The sequence below is a fragment of the Kineosphaera limosa NBRC 100340 genome (genome assembly GCF_000298215.1).
In the GTDB taxonomy this organism is placed as follows: Bacteria; Actinomycetota; Actinomycetes; order Actinomycetales; family Dermatophilaceae; genus Kineosphaera; species Kineosphaera limosa.
The window spans coordinates 76684-92970 of record NZ_BAHD01000015.1 but is presented as its reverse complement, the minus strand read 5'-3'; the positions used below and the strand labels follow the sequence as shown (position 1 = coordinate 92970).

Here is a 16287-nt window from a genome sequence, read left to right as displayed (position 1 = left end):
TACGGAGGCCCCCCTCATTAGACCAGCGAATGATTCTAGGGGTCCATTAGCATCGCTTCATAAACCCGGATCAGCTCGCGGCGCTCGTCGCGGTCGTCGACGGCGGGTCCTTCGAGGCCGCTGCGCGGGCGCTGCACGTCACCCCCTCGGCGGTCAGCCAACGCATCAAGGCGCTCGAACTGCACTGGGGCCGCGTGCTCGTCGTCCGCGCGATGCCCTGCCGCGCCACCCCCGACGGGCAGATACTGCTGCGCCTGGCGCGGCAGATGGCCGAGCTCCAGGCCGACGTGCTCACCGAGCTCACTCCGGCCGGCGGGCAGCGGCGCCGACTGCCGGTCGTCGTCAACGCGGACTCCCTCGCCACCTGGTTCCTGCCAGTCCTATCCGACGCCGCAGGCTGGGACGACTGCGCGCTCGAGCTCCTCATCGAGATCGAGGACCACGGCACCGAGCACCTGCGCACCGGGCAGGCCGTCGGCGCCGTCACCTCCGACCCGGTCGTCGTGCCCGGCTGCACCATCGAACCGCTGGGCACCCTGCGCTACCTGCCCGTCTGCACACCGGCCCTGGCCGACGCGTATCGCACAAGCAACGGGGTCGACTGGCAGCGGATGCCGATGATGCGGTTCAGCGCCGCCGACGACCTGCAGCACCGGCTGCTGGAACGCCACGGAGTGCGGGAGGTCGAGGTCGAGCACGTGATTCCCTCCAACCAGGGCTACCTCGCGGGTGTACTCACCGGCCTCGGCTGGGGCGTCGTCTCCGAGCCGCAGCTCGGCGACAGCCTGCAGACCGGCGCGCTCGTGCGACTCGGCGCCCGCGACCACGTCGACGTCCACCTCGCCTGGCAGAGCTGGCGACTCGGGTCGACGGCGACCGTGCGCCTCACCGAGTCGGTGCACCGAGCGGCGCGTCGCGGTCTGCGGCCGGCCCGGCGCGCCTGAGGCCACGCTGCGTCGGGTCAGGCCCTGCTGGGGAGTCCACTGACAGGCATGCGCTCGGGTGCCCGCGCGGGCGGGCCCGCGTCCTGCGCTGGCTTGGTGGCGAACGTAGTACATGATCGATTTCTGGCCGTGCTCACTCCTGCGTCACCGCAGGTCAGCGACCTGTCGCCGCGACGGCTCGGCGATGACGTACTACGTTCGCCACAGCACCCGAGATTGCGGGTCCCGCGACGATCGATGAACTCGGCGTGCACTGGACTCCGCACGACGGCACCCCGATCGGCATTACGGCACGCACCCCTTGGCGGCTCGTCCGCTGATGCGGCGTCTGCCGTGCCCTGCCCAGCGTTCAGTCGCGGTGACGTACGACGTTGACGACTGTCCCGTCCGGCGCGCGGACGAAGAACCGCCGCACGCCCCACGGCTCGTCGGTGAGCGGATGGACGATCTCATAGCCGAGCCGCTGCGCCTGCGCGTACGCCGCGTCGACGTCGTCGGCGTGCACGGAGATCGCCGAATCCTCCGGCGCGGTCGCGTCCCCCGTCACGAGCTGGACGTGGGCCCCGGACTCCGGCAGCGAGTGGGAGGACGACCGGTTCACCGTCACCGACGAGGACACCCTCGAGACGTTGCGGGCCCGACTGCGGGCGGTCGGCGCCCGGACTCAGGCGCAGCTCGAGACGGCCGACCTCGATCTGACACACGAACTGCCGGTGGCGCCGTGGTTCGAGGAGGGCGCGCGCTGGTCGGTTCGCCACGTCGCGCTCCACATCCTCGCCGAGATCAGCCAGCACGCCGGCCACGCCGACATCATCCGCGAGGCGATCGACGGTCAGCACACGATGGGCTGACACCCAACAGACGTACCTAGTGCTGTGAGACGACCTCGAGCTCCGTGTGCAGGTCGGCGGCAGAGCTGCCGCCGACCCAGATGTCGAGCACCGTCGCGTCCTGCACCCAGTCGCGCGGCACGGCGCTCCAGTAGCGCAGCTGGTCGGGCCCGAGCTCGAACCTCACCGTCTGCGACGCCCCCGCCGGCAGGGCGACCCGCGCGAAGCCCTTGAGCTCGCGGATCGGCCGGGCCGACGTGCCGTAGCGCTGGTGGGTGTAGAGCTGCACGACCTCGTCGACGTCGCGGTCGCCGGCGTTGCGGACCGTCACCGAGACGGTGGCAGTGTCGCCGACGGCGAGCTGCCGGCGGTCGACGGTGAGCTCCGAGTACTCGACCGTCGAATAGGTGAGCCCGTGCCCGAACGGGTAGAGCGGGGTGGACTCCTCGTCCCAGTAGCGCTTGTCCTGGTTCTCGGGCTGGAAGGTGCGGTGGTGGTTGTAGACGAGCGGCACCTGGCCGCCCGTCCGGGGCCACGTGAACGGGAGCCGTCCGGCCGGGGACACGTCCCCGAAGAGCAGCGACGCCACCGCGGCGCCACCCTGGCTCCCCGGGTACCAGACCTGCAGGATCCCCGGCGCGTGCTCGGCAGCCCAGCGCAGGTCGAGCGGACGCCCCGACATCACGAGCACGACGACGGGGGTGCCCGTCGCGTGGACCGCCTGCAGCAGCTCGAGCTGCCGCCCCGGGAGCCGCAGGTGCGACGTCGACGCGGCCTCGCCGATCTGGTTCTGCGGCTGCCCGACGACGACCACCGCGACATCGGCCGCGGCGGCGACCGCGACGGCCCGGTCGAACTCGCCCTGCTCGTCGATGTCGGTCGGCGCGGGACGCGTCGTGGCGTCCATCGCGTCGAACATCGAGGCGAAGACCCGCTCCGGGGCCCACACCCCCGGCGCGTAGTCGACCGTGACGCCCTCGCCGACGCGCTCGCGGATGCCCGCCAGGATCGTCACCGTCTCCTCGACGTCGTGCTCGAAGATCCACGGCCCCAACGTGTCTCGCTGGGAGTCCGCGAGCGCGCCGATGACCGCGATCGACCCCTGACCGGCATCCAGGGGAAGGATGCCGTCGTTCTTCAGGAGCACCGCGCAGCGTTCGGCGGCGACCCGGGCGACCTCGCGGTGCTCCGGCGCGTCGAGCACCCCCGCGCAGGCGGCCTCGTCGACGTACGGGTTCTCGAAGAGGCCGAGCCGGAACTTCGCGGTGAGCATGCGCCGCACCGCCTCGTCGACCTCCGCCTCGGTGACGAGCCCCTGCGCCACCGCCTCCGGCAGATGACCGTAGGCGGGGTCGTCCATCGCCATCTCCATGTCGAGCCCGGCGTGGACGGCGCGGGCCCCGGCGTCGGTGAGGTCGCGGCAGAAGTGCTGGACGACCATCGACTTCACCGCGTTCGCGTCGCTGACGACCCACCCGTCGAAGCCGAACTCGCCGCGCAGCACGTCGGTGAGCAGCCAGCGGTTGCCCGAGGCCGGCACACCGTTGAGCTCCATGTAGGCGCCCATGATGTTGCCCGCGCCTGCCTCGACCGCGGCCCGGAACGGCGAGAGGTAGACGTTCCACAGGTCGGCGTCGGAGATGTCGGAGTCGTCGTAGTCGCGGCCGCCGCGGGAGGCGCCGTAGCCCGCCATGTGCTTCGGGCCGGCGACGACCCTGTCGGGATCGTCGCCGAGCTGCGCGCCCTGGAAACCGCGGACCTGCGCCGCAGCGACGGCCGCGCCGAGCACCGGGTCCTCCCCCGCGCCCTCGATGATGCGACCCCACCGGGGATCCTGGGCGATGTCGACCATCGGCGCGAACGTCCAGTGGATGCCGACCGCCCGCGCCTCCCGCGCCGCGACGGCCTGGCCCCGCTCGATCGTGTCGGGATCCCACGACGCCGCGAGCGCGATCGGGACGGGCAGGATCGTGCGCAGCCCGTGGATCACGTCGAAGCCGAAGATCACGGGGATGCCGTGGCGGTTGCCCTCGATCGCGAGGCGCTGCAGCCGGTTCGTATTGACCGGGTCCTTGACGAAGAGGAGCGACCCGGCGCCGCCCGTGGCCAGGGCCGCCTCGACCGCCTTCGGCTGCTCGAGGAAGGTCTCCTTGTCGATCGCCTGGGCGCCGAGATCGGTCGCGTCCTCCATCGACTGGGCGAAGGCCCCGAAGTAGAAGTACTGCGTGAGCTGGCCCGCCTTCTCCTCCAGAGTCAGCCGCCCGAGCAGGTCCGCGACCCGCTCCTGCACCGACAGCGACGGGTCACGGTATGCCTGGGTCAACGGTCCAGCTCCCTGCGATAGGTGGGGTGTGGGCCTATCCTCGCGCAGGCCGGCGCCTTCGGGCCGCAGACCGTCGGCCGGACCAGACCGCTGGACCGGAGGGCTCGCGATCAGCCCGCGAGCGCCCGGCGGATGAACTCCTGGCGCACCGCCTGCGAGGCCTGCGAGATTCCGGCGTACGGGGCCATGGCGTCGAATCCGTGGAAGGCACCGCCCCACATGTGCAGATCGACGGTGACACCCGCCTCGGACAGACGCCCGGCGTAGTCGAGGATCTCGTCGCGGAACGTCTCGGAGCTGCCGCAGTCGAGGTAGGTCGTCGGCAGGCCGCTCAGGTCCGTGGCGCGCGCGGGGGCGGCGTAGATCGAGACGTCGGAACCGCCACGACGATCGCCCAAGAGGGCGGTCCAGCCGTAGGTGTTGTCGTTGCGGTCCCACACCCCCTGCCCGTCGAGCATCCGGCTGCTGCGCGTCTCGAAGCGGTCGTCGAGCATCGGACACGTGAGGATCTGGTGGGTCACCGTCGGGAAGCCGCGGTCGCGGGCCATGAGGGCCAAGCCCGCGGCCAGTCCGCCGCCGGCGCTCGTGCCGCCGACGAGGAGGCGGTCGGGGTCGATCGACAGGCTCGCCGCGTTCCGAGCCACCCAGACGAGCCCGGCGTAGCAGTCCTCGATCGGCGCCGGGTCGGGGTGCTCGGGGGCGAGCCGGTATTCGACGGACACGAGGACGGCGAGGCCTTCGGCGACGACGGGCAGGAAGTTCGGCACCTCCATCCGGCGGTCGCCCATGATCATTCCGCCGCCGTGCGTCGCGTAGATGCACGGCCACGGCCCCGTGCCCGTGCTCGGCTTGAGGACGAGCAGCGTGAGGTCGGGGGCGCCCTCCGGGCCCGGCACGCTCAACTCCTGCACCGTCACGGCGCCACCCGCCGTGAGGTCGAACGGCTCGACGCCCGGCATCCCGTCGGTGGAGAAGGCACGCAGCGCAGGGAGCGCCTCGTCACTCATCCGTGGCAAGAACTCCAGGATCGCCTCGAGCGCGCCGGCGAGCTCGGGATCGAAAGGCGGGGCGATCGTCGGCGCCGATGTGGTGCCGGTCGGGTCGATGGTCGGTTCGGTCGTCGGTTCGGTCGTCATCGGGGTACTCCTCGCGTCGGTGCGACGGCCGCGTCGGCAGCGGCCTGCCCCGAGTCAGGGCCCGGGGGCGACGCCGCGGGAGCCGCCGCGTGGCGGCACCGACTCACGCCTACCCGCCAGATGGCGGACCGGCCTACCCTTGCCTGCGCAAGGCTGCGACGGCGCACCTGCGGGGACGGAAGGCACACAGATGCGGGAACTCATCGTGCGGATGACGGTGACCGACGGCGACGCGGCATCGGCCCTGCGGGTCATCTCCCACTTCGACGCCCTCGTCGAACACGGTGCCTCGACGGCCGCGATCGTACGCGCGGCCGCGGCCCTCTCCGGGAGCATCGCAGGCTGGCGCGACGGGGCCGGCGATCGCACGACGCGGATGGACCCGGCGGGCCGCACCCTTCTCGAGCCGGCGCCGTCCCTCGAAGCGGCCTGGCCGCGCGTCCTCCTCGACCGGTCGGGTACGTCGTCGGTGTGGCTCGAGCCGACCGACGACGACGGCCCCCTCGACCAGCTCATCGTCGAGCGCTGCGCCCAGGCCCTGCGCGCGAAGATGCCGCGCGGCGGGCGGGCCGCCTCGCCGCATGAGCTCGCGCGGATCGCCTGCGAGCCGGAAGTGACCGACCGCGAACGCGCCGACGCCCTCCTGAGCCTCGGGCTCACGGGCCGGATCCTCGTCGCCGTGACGAGCGCCTCCGTCGTGCCCGTCCCGCCGGCGCGGTGCCTTCTCGACGATCAATGGATCGTGCTCGCTCACTCCGACACAGGCTCCCGCTCCCGCCCCGGCGCCAGTTCCAGCTCCGACTCCGGCTCGAGTTCGGGCTCGAGCTCGGGCCGGCTGACCGCCGCGGCCTCGGCTGTGTCGGTCGCCCCGGCGAACGCGCGCGTCGGGTTGTGCGTCGTCGACGACGGCGACGTCCCGGGCGGCATCCGCCGGGCGCGGCGGGCGCTCGATCTCGCGGTCGCCCCGGCGTGCGGCGGCCCGACGCACGTAACCTTCGAGGCGCTTGGGGCGTTGGCGACGTTCGCCGAGGCGGTCGACTCGCAGGCCGCGCGGACAGCTCCGGAGATCGTGCTCCTCGAGGCCCTACGCGCCCGGCGCCCCTGGGTCCCGGCGACGCTGCGGGCCGTGACGATCGAGGCGAGCCTGCGCCAGGCGGCGGGGCGCCTGCACCTCCACCACTCCAGCCTGAGCGCCCGACTCGAATGGCTCGCAAGCGAACTCGGCTATGCGGTGACGAGCCCGGCGGGTCGCGAGCGGGCCGCGGCGGCGTGGGCCCTGTGGCGCATCTCCGGACTGCTCCACGAGGACGCCCCGCACTGACCGCTCCCCCAGCAGAGGGACCTGAGCCGGGCCGGGAGCCCCACGACGGTCCACAGCAGAGCTGGACCGGCCGCACCGAGGTGACCTCGTCGCCGACCTCTTCGGCGACGCCGACGTATTCGTGGTGGGTGTGTCCGGCCGCGCGCAGCCAGGCCCTAAGAGTGCCTGTCATCGCCGAATCGGAGGTCGCCTGCGCCCGGCGCTCACCTCTGCCGAACCGGTCCACTTACGCCGCAGCAGCAGCAAGGCAGCCGACCTCGATCGGCGTAGTCCAGGATGCGGTCGGTCCAGGGGCCGGGCTGCGGCTCGTCGCCTGGCAGGCTGTCGTCGACGAACGCAGACGACAGGCAAACGAAGACGACAGCGGAGGTCGAGATGACAGGTCCATGGGGCGAGATCGTGGGAGCGGCCGCGGGCCAGGCGCGCGGCGGCGAGGGCGGCTTCCGGCTCATGCCGGACGACGAGATGGCCTTCGGCGAAGCCTCCGCCACCGTCGAGGCGCCGGCCGGTGGGTTCGCGCTCACGCTGACCTACACGTGGACGCACCCCGACGACGGCCTCCAGGACGGCGTGCTGCTCGTGGGGTCACCGCAGGAGGGCGCCGACACCGTCGAGGCGACGTGGCTCGACAGCTGGCACCAGAAGCCGGCGCCGCTGCACCTGACCGGCGCCCTCGACGGCTCGGCGCTGGAGCTGTCCGCGCTCTACTCGGGCAACTGGGGCTGGCAGATCCGTCTCGACCTCACCTCACCGCAGGAGACCGTCCTCGTCATGCGCCACGTCATCCCGTCCGAAGCCCTCGACCAGGCGCCGCCCGGCACCCAGATGCCGGCCGGCCCCTACGACGTCATGGACCTGCGCCTGCGCTGACCGGGGAGCTGGCCGCGCCGGTGCGGGCGGCCCCCTTTGCGCTCGTTCAAAGGCGTCACATCCGCCACCTCTGAATGAGCGCAAGCGCTCAACAGGAGGCGCCGCGGGCGCTAGTCCTCGACGAGGCTGAGCGCCGACCCCTTGTGCGCGGCGATGTGGTCGGTCGTGTCGCTCTTGATCTCGTACTGCGGGTCGTCGGCGGAGGCCCGGTGGGTGTAGCCCTTGTAGTCGAAGTCGGACGTGTGGACCTGCGTGATGTGCCCCGAGACGTGGCCGGCCTCGGAGTTCCAGGTGACGTGGTCGCCGACGCGGAATCGCCTGCTCATGAGGTGCCCTTCTGTGCGCGTGCTTGTCGTTCGGCCACCTCGGCGAGGCGGCGCTCGATGGCGGCGTCGTAGCCGCGCCAGTGCGGCTCGCGCAGGCGCTCGGGGATGATGAGGTCGAGACTCTGCCCGATCGCCTCGTCGGCGGTGTAGCCGAAGTTCGCCGTGGCGCTCGCGTTCCACACGCGGATGACGCCGCCGCGATCCGCGAAGATCACGCGCTCGGCGAGATCCGCCACGACCCGCTCGGCGAGCCCGTCCTCCATGTCTCTGCCTCCTCGTGTCGCACCGGGTGCCACCCTGCGCCGGGCGACGGGCTCCTGGAGGGGAGGATCCGGCGGCCGACGGCTCCCGTCTGCCGACCATAGGTGGCCTCGGACCGACGCGGTACCCCTACGCGACGGTCACCGTGATCGTGTGGTGACCGCTGGCACCGTTCGGGGCCGGTGGCGCCTGGGTGGCCGTCTCCGGGCCGGTGGCGTCGACGGCGCGCACGGCGATCGTGTGGGTGCCCGGCGTGGCGGGCCATTCGTAGACCCACTGGCGCCACGCGTCGATCGTCGCGTCGGTCCCGAGGCGCGCGTCGCGCCAGTCCCCTGCGTCGACTTGCACCTGCACGCCGGTGATGCCGCGATGCTGGGCCCACGCGACACCGGCGACCGCGACCGTGCCGGCGAACACGCTCGCGCGGTCACGCGGCACGTCGATCCGGGACTGCGTCTTCACAGGGCCGAGCGCCGACCAGCCGCGCGGGGTCCAGTACCCCTGGTCCTGGGCGAACGTCGTCACCTTGAGTTCAGCCAACCACTTCGTCGCGCTGACGTAGCCGTACAGTCCGGGGACCACGAGCCGCACCGGAAAGCCGTGCTCGGGCAGGAGCGGCTCGCCGTTCTGCGCGATCGCGATGAGCGAATTGCGGTCGTCGGTGAGCGTCTCGAGCGGTGTCCCTGCGGTGAATCCGTCGATGCTGCGGGACAGCACCATGTCGGCGCCGGGCTGCACCCCGGCCTCGCGCAGCAGTTCGCGGACGGGCCAGCCGGTCCAGATCGCGTTGCCGTTGAGGGTGCCACCGACCTCGTTCGAGACGCACATGAGCGTGACCATCGCCTCCTGCATCGGTTTGGTCAGCAGCGTGGCCCAGTCGATCCTCACCTCGCGATCGACCATCCCGGTGACCCGCAGGCTCCAACTCGCCGGGTCGATACGCGGCACGACGAGCGCCGTGTCGATCCGGTAGAAGTCGGCGTTGGGCACGATGAACGGAGTGACCCCCGAGATGCCCAGGTCTGCCCCAGCGGGGACGGCTACGGGGTGGGCGACCTTCGGAAGCACGAAGACCGATCGCGCCAACGCCGCCCCGCGTGCGCCACCAGCCACGACCCGGCCCACCGCGACGCCGACGACCCCCACCAGCACCGCCGCGCCGCCTGCACCCATCAGGACGCGGCGTGACACCCCACCCGCTGTCGCCGCATCGCTTGGGCGGGCCTCATCCTCCGGCCCGGCTGGCCCTCGCGTTCCGGTCAAGAACCACAAACTGCCCAGACCGACGACGGCGCCAAGCAGCAGCGGGAGGAGGTCGGTCGGCGTGGCCTGCGGGCGCGAAAGCACCGCGGCCGCGGCGACAACGACGAGGAGAACGAGCAGCGCGGCGCCGGCGACGAACCGCCGCACCGCGAGCAGCCCGACAAGACAGCTCAGCAACACGAGGACGATGGCGATCCCGACGTACAGGGCCACCTTGTCGTTGGTACCGAAGAGCCCGACAGCCGAGTCCTTGAGCCACGGCGGGGTGCGGTCGATGAACGCCCCGCCGACCGCGTCGACCGGAGACGGAGTGCCGCCGGCCCCGCCGACGCGCTGCATGAGACCCGCGAGGAGTTCCGCAACGCCGACCGTCAGCGCCCCGGAGCCCAGCCCGGCAGCGATGCCGAACGCGGGACCCGCAGCACCGTCGCCCTGCCCCGCCGGACGCCCGTCACCCACCATCCTCGTGACGGTACGCCTACTCGCTGAGGGTTCTGCCAGCGTCGCTAGCGGCGGGCGCCGAGTGAGCGGAGGAACGGGATGAGGAGGTAGACGACGAAGAGGACGCCGACGATCACGGCACCGACGACGAGCCAGATCTGCATGATCGATGAGTCCTCGGGCAGGAACGCGAAGCCGAGGCCGTAGATGACGGCGAGCAGGCCGGTGATCTGGGCGCCGCGCGACGAGGTGATGCCGCCGGACTCGCGCGCGCTCACCACGGCCTCCCCATCGCCCACGGGATGACGATGAGCACGATGGCCGCGGCCAGGAGGCCGAAGGCGCCGATGACCGCGAAGCGCTGGCCGCGCTCACCCGACCAGCGGGTCGCCGACAGGCCGTAGATGAGACCTAAGGCGCCGACGATCAGGGCACCTGTCGAAACACTCATGTGGGCCTCCCACCCCCGGGGCTAATGATGCATATCCAAGCACGATTCGCGGCCCGGGCACATCATTAGGGCCAGGAAAGATCGGCTTCGACGAGGTGCGCGTGCGGGCTGGCCGCGATCCTCCGCTCGACGTAGGCGACGGCCGCCCCGTCGAGCCTGCGCTCCGCCTCCTGCACGAGGGCGAGGAGGCGCGCGGCGGGCCAGTCCGGGGGCGTCAAGTCCGGCGGCAACGCGCCGTCGCGCAGCAGCAGCCCAGTGCGCAGGCCCTCGGACTCGAACATCGCCTGCATCGCCGCCACCCCGTCAAGGCCTTCGAGGTCTGCGGCGAGCATCGTCTCCAGCCGGGCGATCGCGAGCTCGTATTCGTGGCGGAACTCGGCCAGGCGCCAGGCTCGCGTGACGATGTCACCAATCTCATGCTCCGAGAAGGTGACCCACGCCTCGAGGACGCCCAGGTCGGCCAGGCCCGCCAAGGCCCGATGCTCGTCGGTGGGGCTGATAAGCAGGCCCGGCCGCAGCGTGCGGTAGCCGACCTGGTGGGCGGCCATGAGAAAACGGTCCCGCTCACGCCGCCGCGATTCGGGGATGTCGTAGATGAGGCTGTGGAAGCGTCCGTCCCAGGCCTCGGCGCGCAGGGATCCGTCGCCGCGCACAGCGGCGAAACCGACGAACAGGCGACCCGCCATGCGGTAGATGCCGACCCGCCCGGCCCGCGACAACTCCAAGGCGCCACCGGCTGTCATCCGATGCAGGAGAGCCTTGTTCGACGACGGACTACCGGCCAGGTCCGACATGAGACCGACGAGGATCGGCCCCGGCAGGGCCGTCGCCTTGGCAATGGCGAACACGAACGGCGCCCTCGCGTACGCCGCCTTGTAGCTGCCTGGACCTGCCTCGCCGCGCATCGATGCACGCTCAGTCGCGGCCCAGCGCGCGCTCGATCACCGGGCGCAGGTCGTCGATGCCGATGAAGACGTGGCCCTGCAGGCCGACGGACTGCGCGGCCTCGACGTTCTCGAGCCGGTCGTCGATGAACAGGATGTCGCCGGCCGCGACGCCGGTCGCCTCGACGGCGCGCTCGAACAGGCGGGGATCTGGCTTGGCGAGGCCGGTGCGACCGGAGAGGATCAGCGGCTCGAATCGCGCGAGCCAGTCGAAGGAGACGAGCACGCGTTCGGCCAATTCCACAGGAATGTTTGACAGAAGCGCCACCCTGACGCCGTCGCCGATGAGGCCCGTCACGTACGCGATCATCTCCGGGTCGCTGCCCATCCAGCTGCGCAGGTCTTGCTCGTGGGCCTGCTCGACGTCGCGGATCGGTGCACCGAGCTGGTCGCCGACCGCGGCCCAGTACTCGTGAGCGGACATGGTGCCTGCGTCGTAACCGTGGCGACACCCCCAGTAGGCCGCCCAGAACTCCTCACCGGAGTGCCCCGTGGCCTGCTCGATGCGGGCCAGGCCATCGGCATCCTGCGTGCGAAGCAGCACCCCGTAGAGGTCGAAGAGCAAGACGGTCATGGGCCCATCCTCCCCCTGAGTTGCCCTGTGGTCTGCGGTGGCGTGTGATGGGGATATGCGTCATGCCGCCGTGGATACCGTCGCCCCCGTCTCCCAGATCGGGCTGGGCACGTGGCAGTTCGGCTCCCGGGAGTGGGGCTACGGGCCCGGTTACGACGAGCGGGAGGCCGCCGCGATCGTCGCGCGCGCCCTGGAGTTGGGGGTCACGCTGTTCGACACCGCCGAGCTCTACGGCAACGGCCGCAGCGAGCGGATCCTCGGCCGTCCTGTCGAACCAGGTGCAGTACAGCCTCGTGCACCGCAAGCCCGAGCGTGAGCTGCTGCCGTTTGCGCAGCTCGAGCGGCGCCTGGTCATCGCGTACTCGCCGCTGGCGCAGGGCCTGCTGTCGGCTCGACACACCTCCACCGACCGAGTCACCGGGGTCCGCGCCGCGAACCCGCACTTCTTGCCCGAGAACCTCGACGCGGCCCAACCGCTGTTCGCCGTGCTCCGCGAGGTGGCCGACGCGCACGACGCGACGCCCGCGCAGGTGGCGCTGGCCTGGGTCATTCGCAATCCCCAAGTGGCGGCGGTTCCCGGCGCGTCGAGCGTCGCGCAGCTGAAGAGCAACGTCGCCGCTGCCGACCTCACGCTCGCCGACGACGAGATCGACGCTCTGTCCCGCGCCTCCGACGCCTACCAGCCGCTGAGTGGCTGGCGGTCGGTACCGCGCGTGGCGCGTTCGATCATCGGATCGCGCTCCGCGAACTGACGGCCCCGGTTAGCCAGTACGCCCACCGCGCACCAGGCGGGGGCTCGTTGTCGTGACGCCCGCGGGCAGCCGGGCGATGAGGCCGCGATCGGCGGTTGCCACCGACACCTCATCGTCGGCCTCGGCACGGGCGATGGCCTGGGCGACGATCTCGTCGTCTCCCTCGCCGGGGGCATGCACTGTGGTGACGCCGTCACCGGTGCCGGTCGACACCCCAGCGCACGCCTTGCCTTCCAACACGAGGACCACTTCGTCGAACGGCAGGTCACCCCGGGCCCTACGGTCGAGTAACCCCGCGTGCAGCCGCGCCGCCGCGCCCGCACGGTCACGCCACCACCCGTCGGGCACCGACCCGACGACGTTGGCCCCATCGACGACAAGGACTCTCATGCGCCGATGATCCCTCGCCCGACCGACCGGCGCACCCCTCGGGCCTTCACGACCGCAATCGAATTCGCGTACACCTGCGGGTCGCCGAAGTGATTCCGGCGGCGGTGCACGTGACCCCGTCGGGAGGTCGCCAGCCGATAAAGTGCTGGTCGCCGGGAGGCCGGCCCCCCTACCTCACTTAGGAGTGACCTCATGAATGCGCTGGCTCAGCGATCGTCCACCTGGCTCATGATCATGGGCGGGGTGACCATCGTCTTCGGCATCGTGGCGATGGTCTGGCCGTTCGCGACCGCCTTCGTCCTCATCCTCATGTGGGGCTGGTACGCCCTCATCGACGGTGTGCTCGCCCTCGTCGGGGCGTTCCGCAAGGAGATGGCGGGCAGCCGCGCCTTCCTGCTCATCACCGGCGTCCTCGGCGTCATCGCCGGGCTCCTGGCGATCTTCCAGCCGGTCTCGAGCGCGGTCGCGCTCACGTGGGTCCTCGGCATCTGGCTCATCGTCCGCGGGGTGATGGAGCTCATCGCCGGATTCCGCACCCCTGGCGGCGCGAAGTGGTGGCTCATCATCGGCGGCGTCCTGTGGCTCATCGCCGGCGGGGTCCTCGCCGCGAACCCCGGCGCCGGAGCGCTGACGTTCGCCCTGTGGCTCGGCTTCTTCGCCGTCGCGTGGGGCATCACCCTCCTCATCAGCGGCTTCGTCCTCCGGCGCGAGTCCAACTCCGCCGGTCAGGTCGACGCCGCCGCAAGCTGACCAGCACAGACACCCGCAGCAGACGGCCGGTGAGGTAGCTCCGGATCGTCGGGCGACGAGGACTCTCACTCCTTCGAGCATTCCGCACCGGGCCGTGCCGGGCTCAGGCGTCGATCACGACGTCGCTCGTCGGCGTGGAGCAGCAGATGAGCACCTTGTTCTGCGCGATCTCGCGGGGGCGGATGCCGCCCTGATGCTGCATGTCGACGGAACCCGAGACCATCGTGGATTTGCAGGTGCCACACAGGCCCTGGCCGCACGATGACGCGGGGGCCAGCCCGGCCACGTAGGCCGCGTCGAGGATCTTCTCGTCGGCGCGGCACGTGAAGATGCGCCCGCTGCGGGCGAACTCGATCGAGTAGGTGGGCGCGGCGGGCGCGTCGACCAAGGCCGCAGGGGCCGCATCGGGTTCCGCCGGCTCACCCTGGGCGTCGAGGACGGCGACGACCTCGTCGACCGGCAGCTTCTCGAAGGAGAACGACTCCTCGTGGTAGCCGCTCATGTCGAAGCCGAGGTCCGCCAGCATCGCTCGGACGCCAGCCATGTAGGGCGCCGGCCCGCAGCAGTAGACCTCGCGCAGGTGCAGGTCAGGAACCACGAGCCGGAGCATCTCGGGGGTCAACCGACCGCGCAGCCCGTTCCAGCGTTCGCCCGGCGCATCACCCTCACACACGTGGTGGACGCTGATCCTCGGCGCAAGGTTCGTCAGGTGTTCGAGTTCGCGGCGGAAGAGGATGTCGGCCGGCGTACGGGCGCTGTGGACGTAGACGATGTCGCCGCCGCTGCTCAGGTCGAACGCGGTGCGGGTCATCGACGCCAGGGGCGTCGCCCCGCTACCCGCCGAGAGAAAGAGGTAGGACGAGGCGACGGAACGGCCCGGCGTGAACGACCCGAACGGCCCGTCGACGCGGATCAGGTCGCCGGGGCCGAGCGTGTCGTGCAGCCAGTTCGAGACCAGCCCGTCCGGCTGCCGCTTGACCGTGATGCCGAGCAGGTAGGGCCGCGTCGGCGGCGACGAGATGGTGTAGCAGCGGCTCACCGGCTGCCCGTCGATGTCCAGCTGCAGCGTGACGAACTGCCCCGGCTCGTGCTGGAAGATGCTCGGACTCGTGGGCTCGAAGAGGAACGTCTTGACGTCCGCCGTGACGTCCTGGATCTCGCGGCAGACGAGCAAGGCGCCCTCGTCCTCTCCCCACACGTCGATCTGCATCGGCGCCCTTCCTTGAACGTGTTCATTCAATGAACAGTGGTGACCATTTACAGCAGCGTAGAGCCGACTGTCCTGCCCTGACAAGGTTCGACCACCCCTTGACGGCCGCCCGCACGACGGTCACAATCAGAAGTGAACGGGGCCATCCGCTCAGTGAACAGCATGGGGTCGCGACGTCCCCCACCCGCCCGAGGAGTTCCCATGACGATCGAACTGACCCGCCCCGCCACCGACGCCGCATCGGCCACCACCGCGGAACTCCTCGCGCGCCACCGCCCCGGTTACAGCCTCGAGGCGCCCTTCTACTCGGACCCGCAGATCTTCGACCTCGACGTGCGCGGCATCTTCGAGGCGCACTGGCTCTTCGTCGCGACCGAGGCCGAACTGCCCGAACCGGGCGACTACGTGACGGTCGAGCTCGACCGCTCCTCGGTCATCGTCATGCGAGACGACGACGAGGGGGTGCGCGCCTTCCACAACGTGTGCCGCCACCGCGGCTCCCGGCTGCTCGACGACCCGTGCGGCAGCGTCGGCAACCTCGTCTGCCCCTACCACCACTGGACCTATGGCACCGACGGTCGGCTCTTGCACGCCGACAACCAGCCGCCGACGCTCGATCGCAGCGCCCTGAGCCTGCGCCCGGTCCACGTGCGCGCCGTCGCCGGCCTCATCTTCATCTGCCTGGCCACCGAGCCGCCGAGCGACTTCGACGCCGTGATGGACCGGGTGCTGCCCTACCTCGCGCCGTACGAGTTGACCCGCACGAAGGTCGCACACCAGGTCGACATCGTCGAAGAGGGCAACTGGAAGCTCGTCATGGAGAACAACCGCGAGTGCTACCACTGCGACGGGCACCCCGAGCTGCTCACGGCCTACTTCCCCTTGCACGGGTACACGGCCGACGACTGCCCGCCGCGGCTGCGCCCGGTGTGGGCGCGCTACGAGCAAGCGCGGGCCGACCTCACGGCATCCTGCGCCCGCCAGGGATTCCCTCGGGAGCGGATGCGCGAGCTGGAGAACCGGCCGACCGGCTTCATGCTCGACCACGCGCCCCTCGATGGGGCGGGCAGCTCGTACAGCGCCGGCGGGGAGGTCGTGTGCCGACGCCGGCTCGGCGTCATCGCCGACGACCGGTTCGGCGACCTGCACCTGCACCTGCAGCCGAACTCGTGGTTCCACCTGCTCTCCGACCACGCGGTCGTCTTCTCCGTGCTGCCGCTGGACGCGACGCACTCCCGGCTGCGCACGACCTGGCTCGTGGAGGCCGACGCGGTCGAGGGCGTCGACTACGACCTGGCGAGCCTGACCCACGTGTGGAACGCGACGAACACACAGGACAGCGTGTTCGTCGCCCGCACCCAGCGCGGCGTCCTCGACCCGGCCTATGTGCCCGGCCCGTATTCGGAGGTCGAGGGGGATGTCGAGGCGTTCGTCGGCTGGTACGTCAACCGGCTGACGGCCTGGCTGAGCCGCTAGATGGTGCCGTCGAGCACCGCCGTCG

Annotated in this window: 20 protein-coding genes; 8 read left to right on the top strand and 12 right to left on the bottom strand. The window is 71.2% G+C overall.

Annotation, left to right across the window (positions count from 1 at the left end; genetic code table 11):
* The first annotated feature begins 59 nt into the window (after positions 1-59).
* Positions 60-944, top strand: a complete 885-nt coding sequence (locus KILIM_RS05105) for a LysR family transcriptional regulator ArgP (protein ID WP_040562263.1) — start codon at positions 60-62, stop codon at positions 942-944.
* Between the two features lie 349 nt (positions 945-1293).
* Here KILIM_RS05105 and KILIM_RS05100 read toward each other — a convergent pair whose 3' ends face one another.
* Complete coding sequence (locus KILIM_RS05100; protein WP_006591569.1) at positions 1294-1551, bottom strand: VOC family protein; 258 nt, start codon at positions 1549-1551, stop codon at positions 1294-1296.
* On the opposite strand from KILIM_RS05100, the gene KILIM_RS23115 reads away from it, so the two are divergent.
* A complete protein-coding gene (locus KILIM_RS23115) occupies positions 1454-1795 on the top strand; it encodes a mycothiol transferase (protein WP_083875917.1) in 342 nt (113 codons plus the stop codon). The two genes, KILIM_RS05100 and KILIM_RS23115, sit on opposite strands and share 98 nt — an antisense overlap.
* 16 nt (positions 1796-1811) lie before the next feature.
* On the opposite strand, the gene KILIM_RS05090 is transcribed toward KILIM_RS23115, so the two are convergent.
* Positions 1812-4097: a glycoside hydrolase family 3 N-terminal domain-containing protein gene (locus KILIM_RS05090; protein WP_006591567.1), complete on the bottom strand. Its 2286-nt coding sequence runs from the start codon at positions 4095-4097 to the stop codon at positions 1812-1814.
* A 110-nt stretch (positions 4098-4207) separates the two neighbouring features.
* Positions 4208-5233, bottom strand: coding sequence for an alpha/beta hydrolase (locus tag KILIM_RS05085; RefSeq protein WP_006591566.1), 1026 nt, complete (start codon positions 5231-5233; stop codon positions 4208-4210).
* A gap of 190 nt (positions 5234-5423) precedes the next feature.
* Here KILIM_RS05085 and KILIM_RS22085 point away from each other — a divergent pair, with 190 nt between their 5' ends.
* Entirely contained in the window at positions 5424-6554 is a 1131-nt protein-coding gene (locus tag KILIM_RS22085) for a hypothetical protein (protein WP_006591565.1), read from the top strand.
* Between the two features lie 375 nt (positions 6555-6929).
* Complete coding sequence (locus KILIM_RS05075; RefSeq protein ID WP_006591564.1) at positions 6930-7424, top strand: hypothetical protein; 495 nt, start codon at positions 6930-6932, stop codon at positions 7422-7424.
* A 110-nt stretch (positions 7425-7534) separates the two neighbouring features.
* Here the strand turns inward: KILIM_RS05075 and KILIM_RS05070 are convergent, their stop codons facing one another.
* The 7 genes from KILIM_RS05070 to KILIM_RS05045 all read right to left on the bottom strand — a co-directional run bounded on the left by KILIM_RS05070 (position 7535) and on the right by KILIM_RS05045 (position 11684).
* Positions 7535-7750, bottom strand: coding sequence for a hypervirulence associated TUDOR domain-containing protein (locus KILIM_RS05070; RefSeq protein WP_006591563.1), 216 nt, complete (start codon positions 7748-7750; stop codon positions 7535-7537).
* The gene (locus KILIM_RS05065; RefSeq protein WP_006591562.1) at positions 7747-8013 is read right to left on the bottom strand and encodes a PAS domain-containing protein; all 267 of its coding nucleotides are present in this window, start codon (positions 8011-8013) and stop codon (positions 7747-7749) included. The genes KILIM_RS05070 and KILIM_RS05065 overlap by 4 nt, the downstream gene beginning before the upstream one ends.
* A 127-nt stretch (positions 8014-8140) precedes the next feature.
* Positions 8141-9736 carry a molybdopterin-dependent oxidoreductase gene (locus KILIM_RS05060; protein ID WP_051988643.1) on the bottom strand — a complete coding sequence of 532 codons (1596 nt, stop codon included), beginning with the start codon at positions 9734-9736 and terminating at the stop codon, positions 8141-8143.
* A 44-nt stretch (positions 9737-9780) separates the two neighbouring features.
* Positions 9781-9993, bottom strand: coding sequence for a hypothetical protein (locus KILIM_RS05055; protein ID WP_006591560.1), 213 nt, complete (start codon positions 9991-9993; stop codon positions 9781-9783).
* The gene (locus KILIM_RS23880; RefSeq protein ID WP_006591559.1) at positions 9990-10166 is read right to left on the bottom strand and encodes a hypothetical protein; all 177 of its coding nucleotides are present in this window, start codon (positions 10164-10166) and stop codon (positions 9990-9992) included. Before KILIM_RS23880 ends, KILIM_RS05055 begins: the two co-directional genes overlap by 4 nt.
* A 65-nt stretch (positions 10167-10231) precedes the next feature.
* Entirely contained in the window at positions 10232-11071 is an 840-nt protein-coding gene (locus KILIM_RS22080) for a PaaX family transcriptional regulator C-terminal domain-containing protein (protein WP_006591558.1), read from the bottom strand.
* Between the two features lie 10 nt (positions 11072-11081).
* Positions 11082-11684, bottom strand: coding sequence for an HAD family hydrolase (locus KILIM_RS05045; protein WP_006591557.1), 603 nt, complete (start codon positions 11682-11684; stop codon positions 11082-11084).
* A gap of 70 nt (positions 11685-11754) precedes the next feature.
* On the opposite strand from KILIM_RS05045, the gene KILIM_RS24600 reads away from it, so the two are divergent.
* Together KILIM_RS24600 and KILIM_RS05040 are read left to right on the top strand one after the other, a co-directional pair.
* On the top strand, positions 11755-12000 hold the full coding sequence (locus KILIM_RS24600; RefSeq protein ID WP_217997053.1) for an aldo/keto reductase: 246 nt from the start codon (positions 11755-11757) through the stop codon (positions 11998-12000).
* Positions 11963-12436, top strand: a complete 474-nt coding sequence (locus tag KILIM_RS05040; RefSeq protein ID WP_006591555.1) for an aldo/keto reductase — start codon at positions 11963-11965, stop codon at positions 12434-12436. The genes KILIM_RS24600 and KILIM_RS05040 overlap by 38 nt, the downstream gene beginning before the upstream one ends.
* Before the next feature lie 9 nt (positions 12437-12445).
* Here KILIM_RS05040 and KILIM_RS05035 read toward each other — a convergent pair whose 3' ends face one another.
* Complete coding sequence (locus KILIM_RS05035; RefSeq protein WP_006591554.1) at positions 12446-12826, bottom strand: hypothetical protein; 381 nt, start codon at positions 12824-12826, stop codon at positions 12446-12448.
* Positions 12827-13018: 192 nt separating this feature from the next.
* Here KILIM_RS05035 and KILIM_RS05030 point away from each other — a divergent pair, with 192 nt between their 5' ends.
* A complete protein-coding gene (locus KILIM_RS05030) occupies positions 13019-13576 on the top strand; it encodes an HdeD family acid-resistance protein (RefSeq protein ID WP_006591553.1) in 558 nt (185 codons plus the stop codon).
* Between the two features lie 103 nt (positions 13577-13679).
* On the opposite strand, the gene KILIM_RS05025 is transcribed toward KILIM_RS05030, so the two are convergent.
* Positions 13680-14786: an FAD-binding oxidoreductase gene (locus KILIM_RS05025; RefSeq protein WP_006591552.1), complete on the bottom strand. Its 1107-nt coding sequence runs from the start codon at positions 14784-14786 to the stop codon at positions 13680-13682.
* A 201-nt stretch (positions 14787-14987) separates the two neighbouring features.
* On the opposite strand from KILIM_RS05025, the gene KILIM_RS05020 reads away from it, so the two are divergent.
* Entirely contained in the window at positions 14988-16262 is a 1275-nt protein-coding gene (locus KILIM_RS05020; protein ID WP_006591551.1) for an aromatic ring-hydroxylating oxygenase subunit alpha, read from the top strand.
* Positions 16263-16287: the final 25 nt, after the last annotated feature.

What these genes read in the sequence shown, in the direction of transcription:
- KILIM_RS05075 (WP_006591564.1), top strand. Translation starts at nt 6,930, where the DNA reads ATGACAGGTCCATGGGGCGAGATCGTGGGAGCGGCCGCGGGCCAGGCG.
- KILIM_RS05020 (WP_006591551.1), top strand. Translation starts at nt 14,988, where the DNA reads ATGACGATCGAACTGACCCGCCCCGCCACCGACGCCGCATCGGCCACC.
- KILIM_RS05070 (WP_006591563.1), bottom strand. Translation starts at nt 7,750, where the DNA reads ATGAGCAGGCGATTCCGCGTCGGCGACCACGTCACCTGGAACTCCGAG.
- KILIM_RS22085 (WP_006591565.1), top strand. Translation starts at nt 5,424, where the DNA reads ATGCGGGAACTCATCGTGCGGATGACGGTGACCGACGGCGACGCGGCA.
- KILIM_RS05060 (WP_051988643.1), bottom strand. Translation starts at nt 9,736, where the DNA reads ATGGTGGGTGACGGGCGTCCGGCGGGGCAGGGCGACGGTGCTGCGGGT.
- KILIM_RS05045 (WP_006591557.1), bottom strand. Translation starts at nt 11,684, where the DNA reads ATGACCGTCTTGCTCTTCGACCTCTACGGGGTGCTGCTTCGCACGCAG.
- KILIM_RS23880 (WP_006591559.1), bottom strand. Translation starts at nt 10,166, where the DNA reads ATGAGTGTTTCGACAGGTGCCCTGATCGTCGGCGCCTTAGGTCTCATC.
- KILIM_RS05065 (WP_006591562.1), bottom strand. Translation starts at nt 8,013, where the DNA reads ATGGAGGACGGGCTCGCCGAGCGGGTCGTGGCGGATCTCGCCGAGCGC.
- KILIM_RS05085 (WP_006591566.1), bottom strand. Translation starts at nt 5,233, where the DNA reads ATGACGACCGAACCGACGACCGAACCGACCATCGACCCGACCGGCACC.
- KILIM_RS05025 (WP_006591552.1), bottom strand. Translation starts at nt 14,786, where the DNA reads ATGCAGATCGACGTGTGGGGAGAGGACGAGGGCGCCTTGCTCGTCTGC.
- KILIM_RS22080 (WP_006591558.1), bottom strand. Translation starts at nt 11,071, where the DNA reads ATGCGCGGCGAGGCAGGTCCAGGCAGCTACAAGGCGGCGTACGCGAGG.
- KILIM_RS05030 (WP_006591553.1), top strand. Translation starts at nt 13,019, where the DNA reads ATGAATGCGCTGGCTCAGCGATCGTCCACCTGGCTCATGATCATGGGC.
- KILIM_RS05035 (WP_006591554.1), bottom strand. Translation starts at nt 12,826, where the DNA reads ATGAGAGTCCTTGTCGTCGATGGGGCCAACGTCGTCGGGTCGGTGCCC.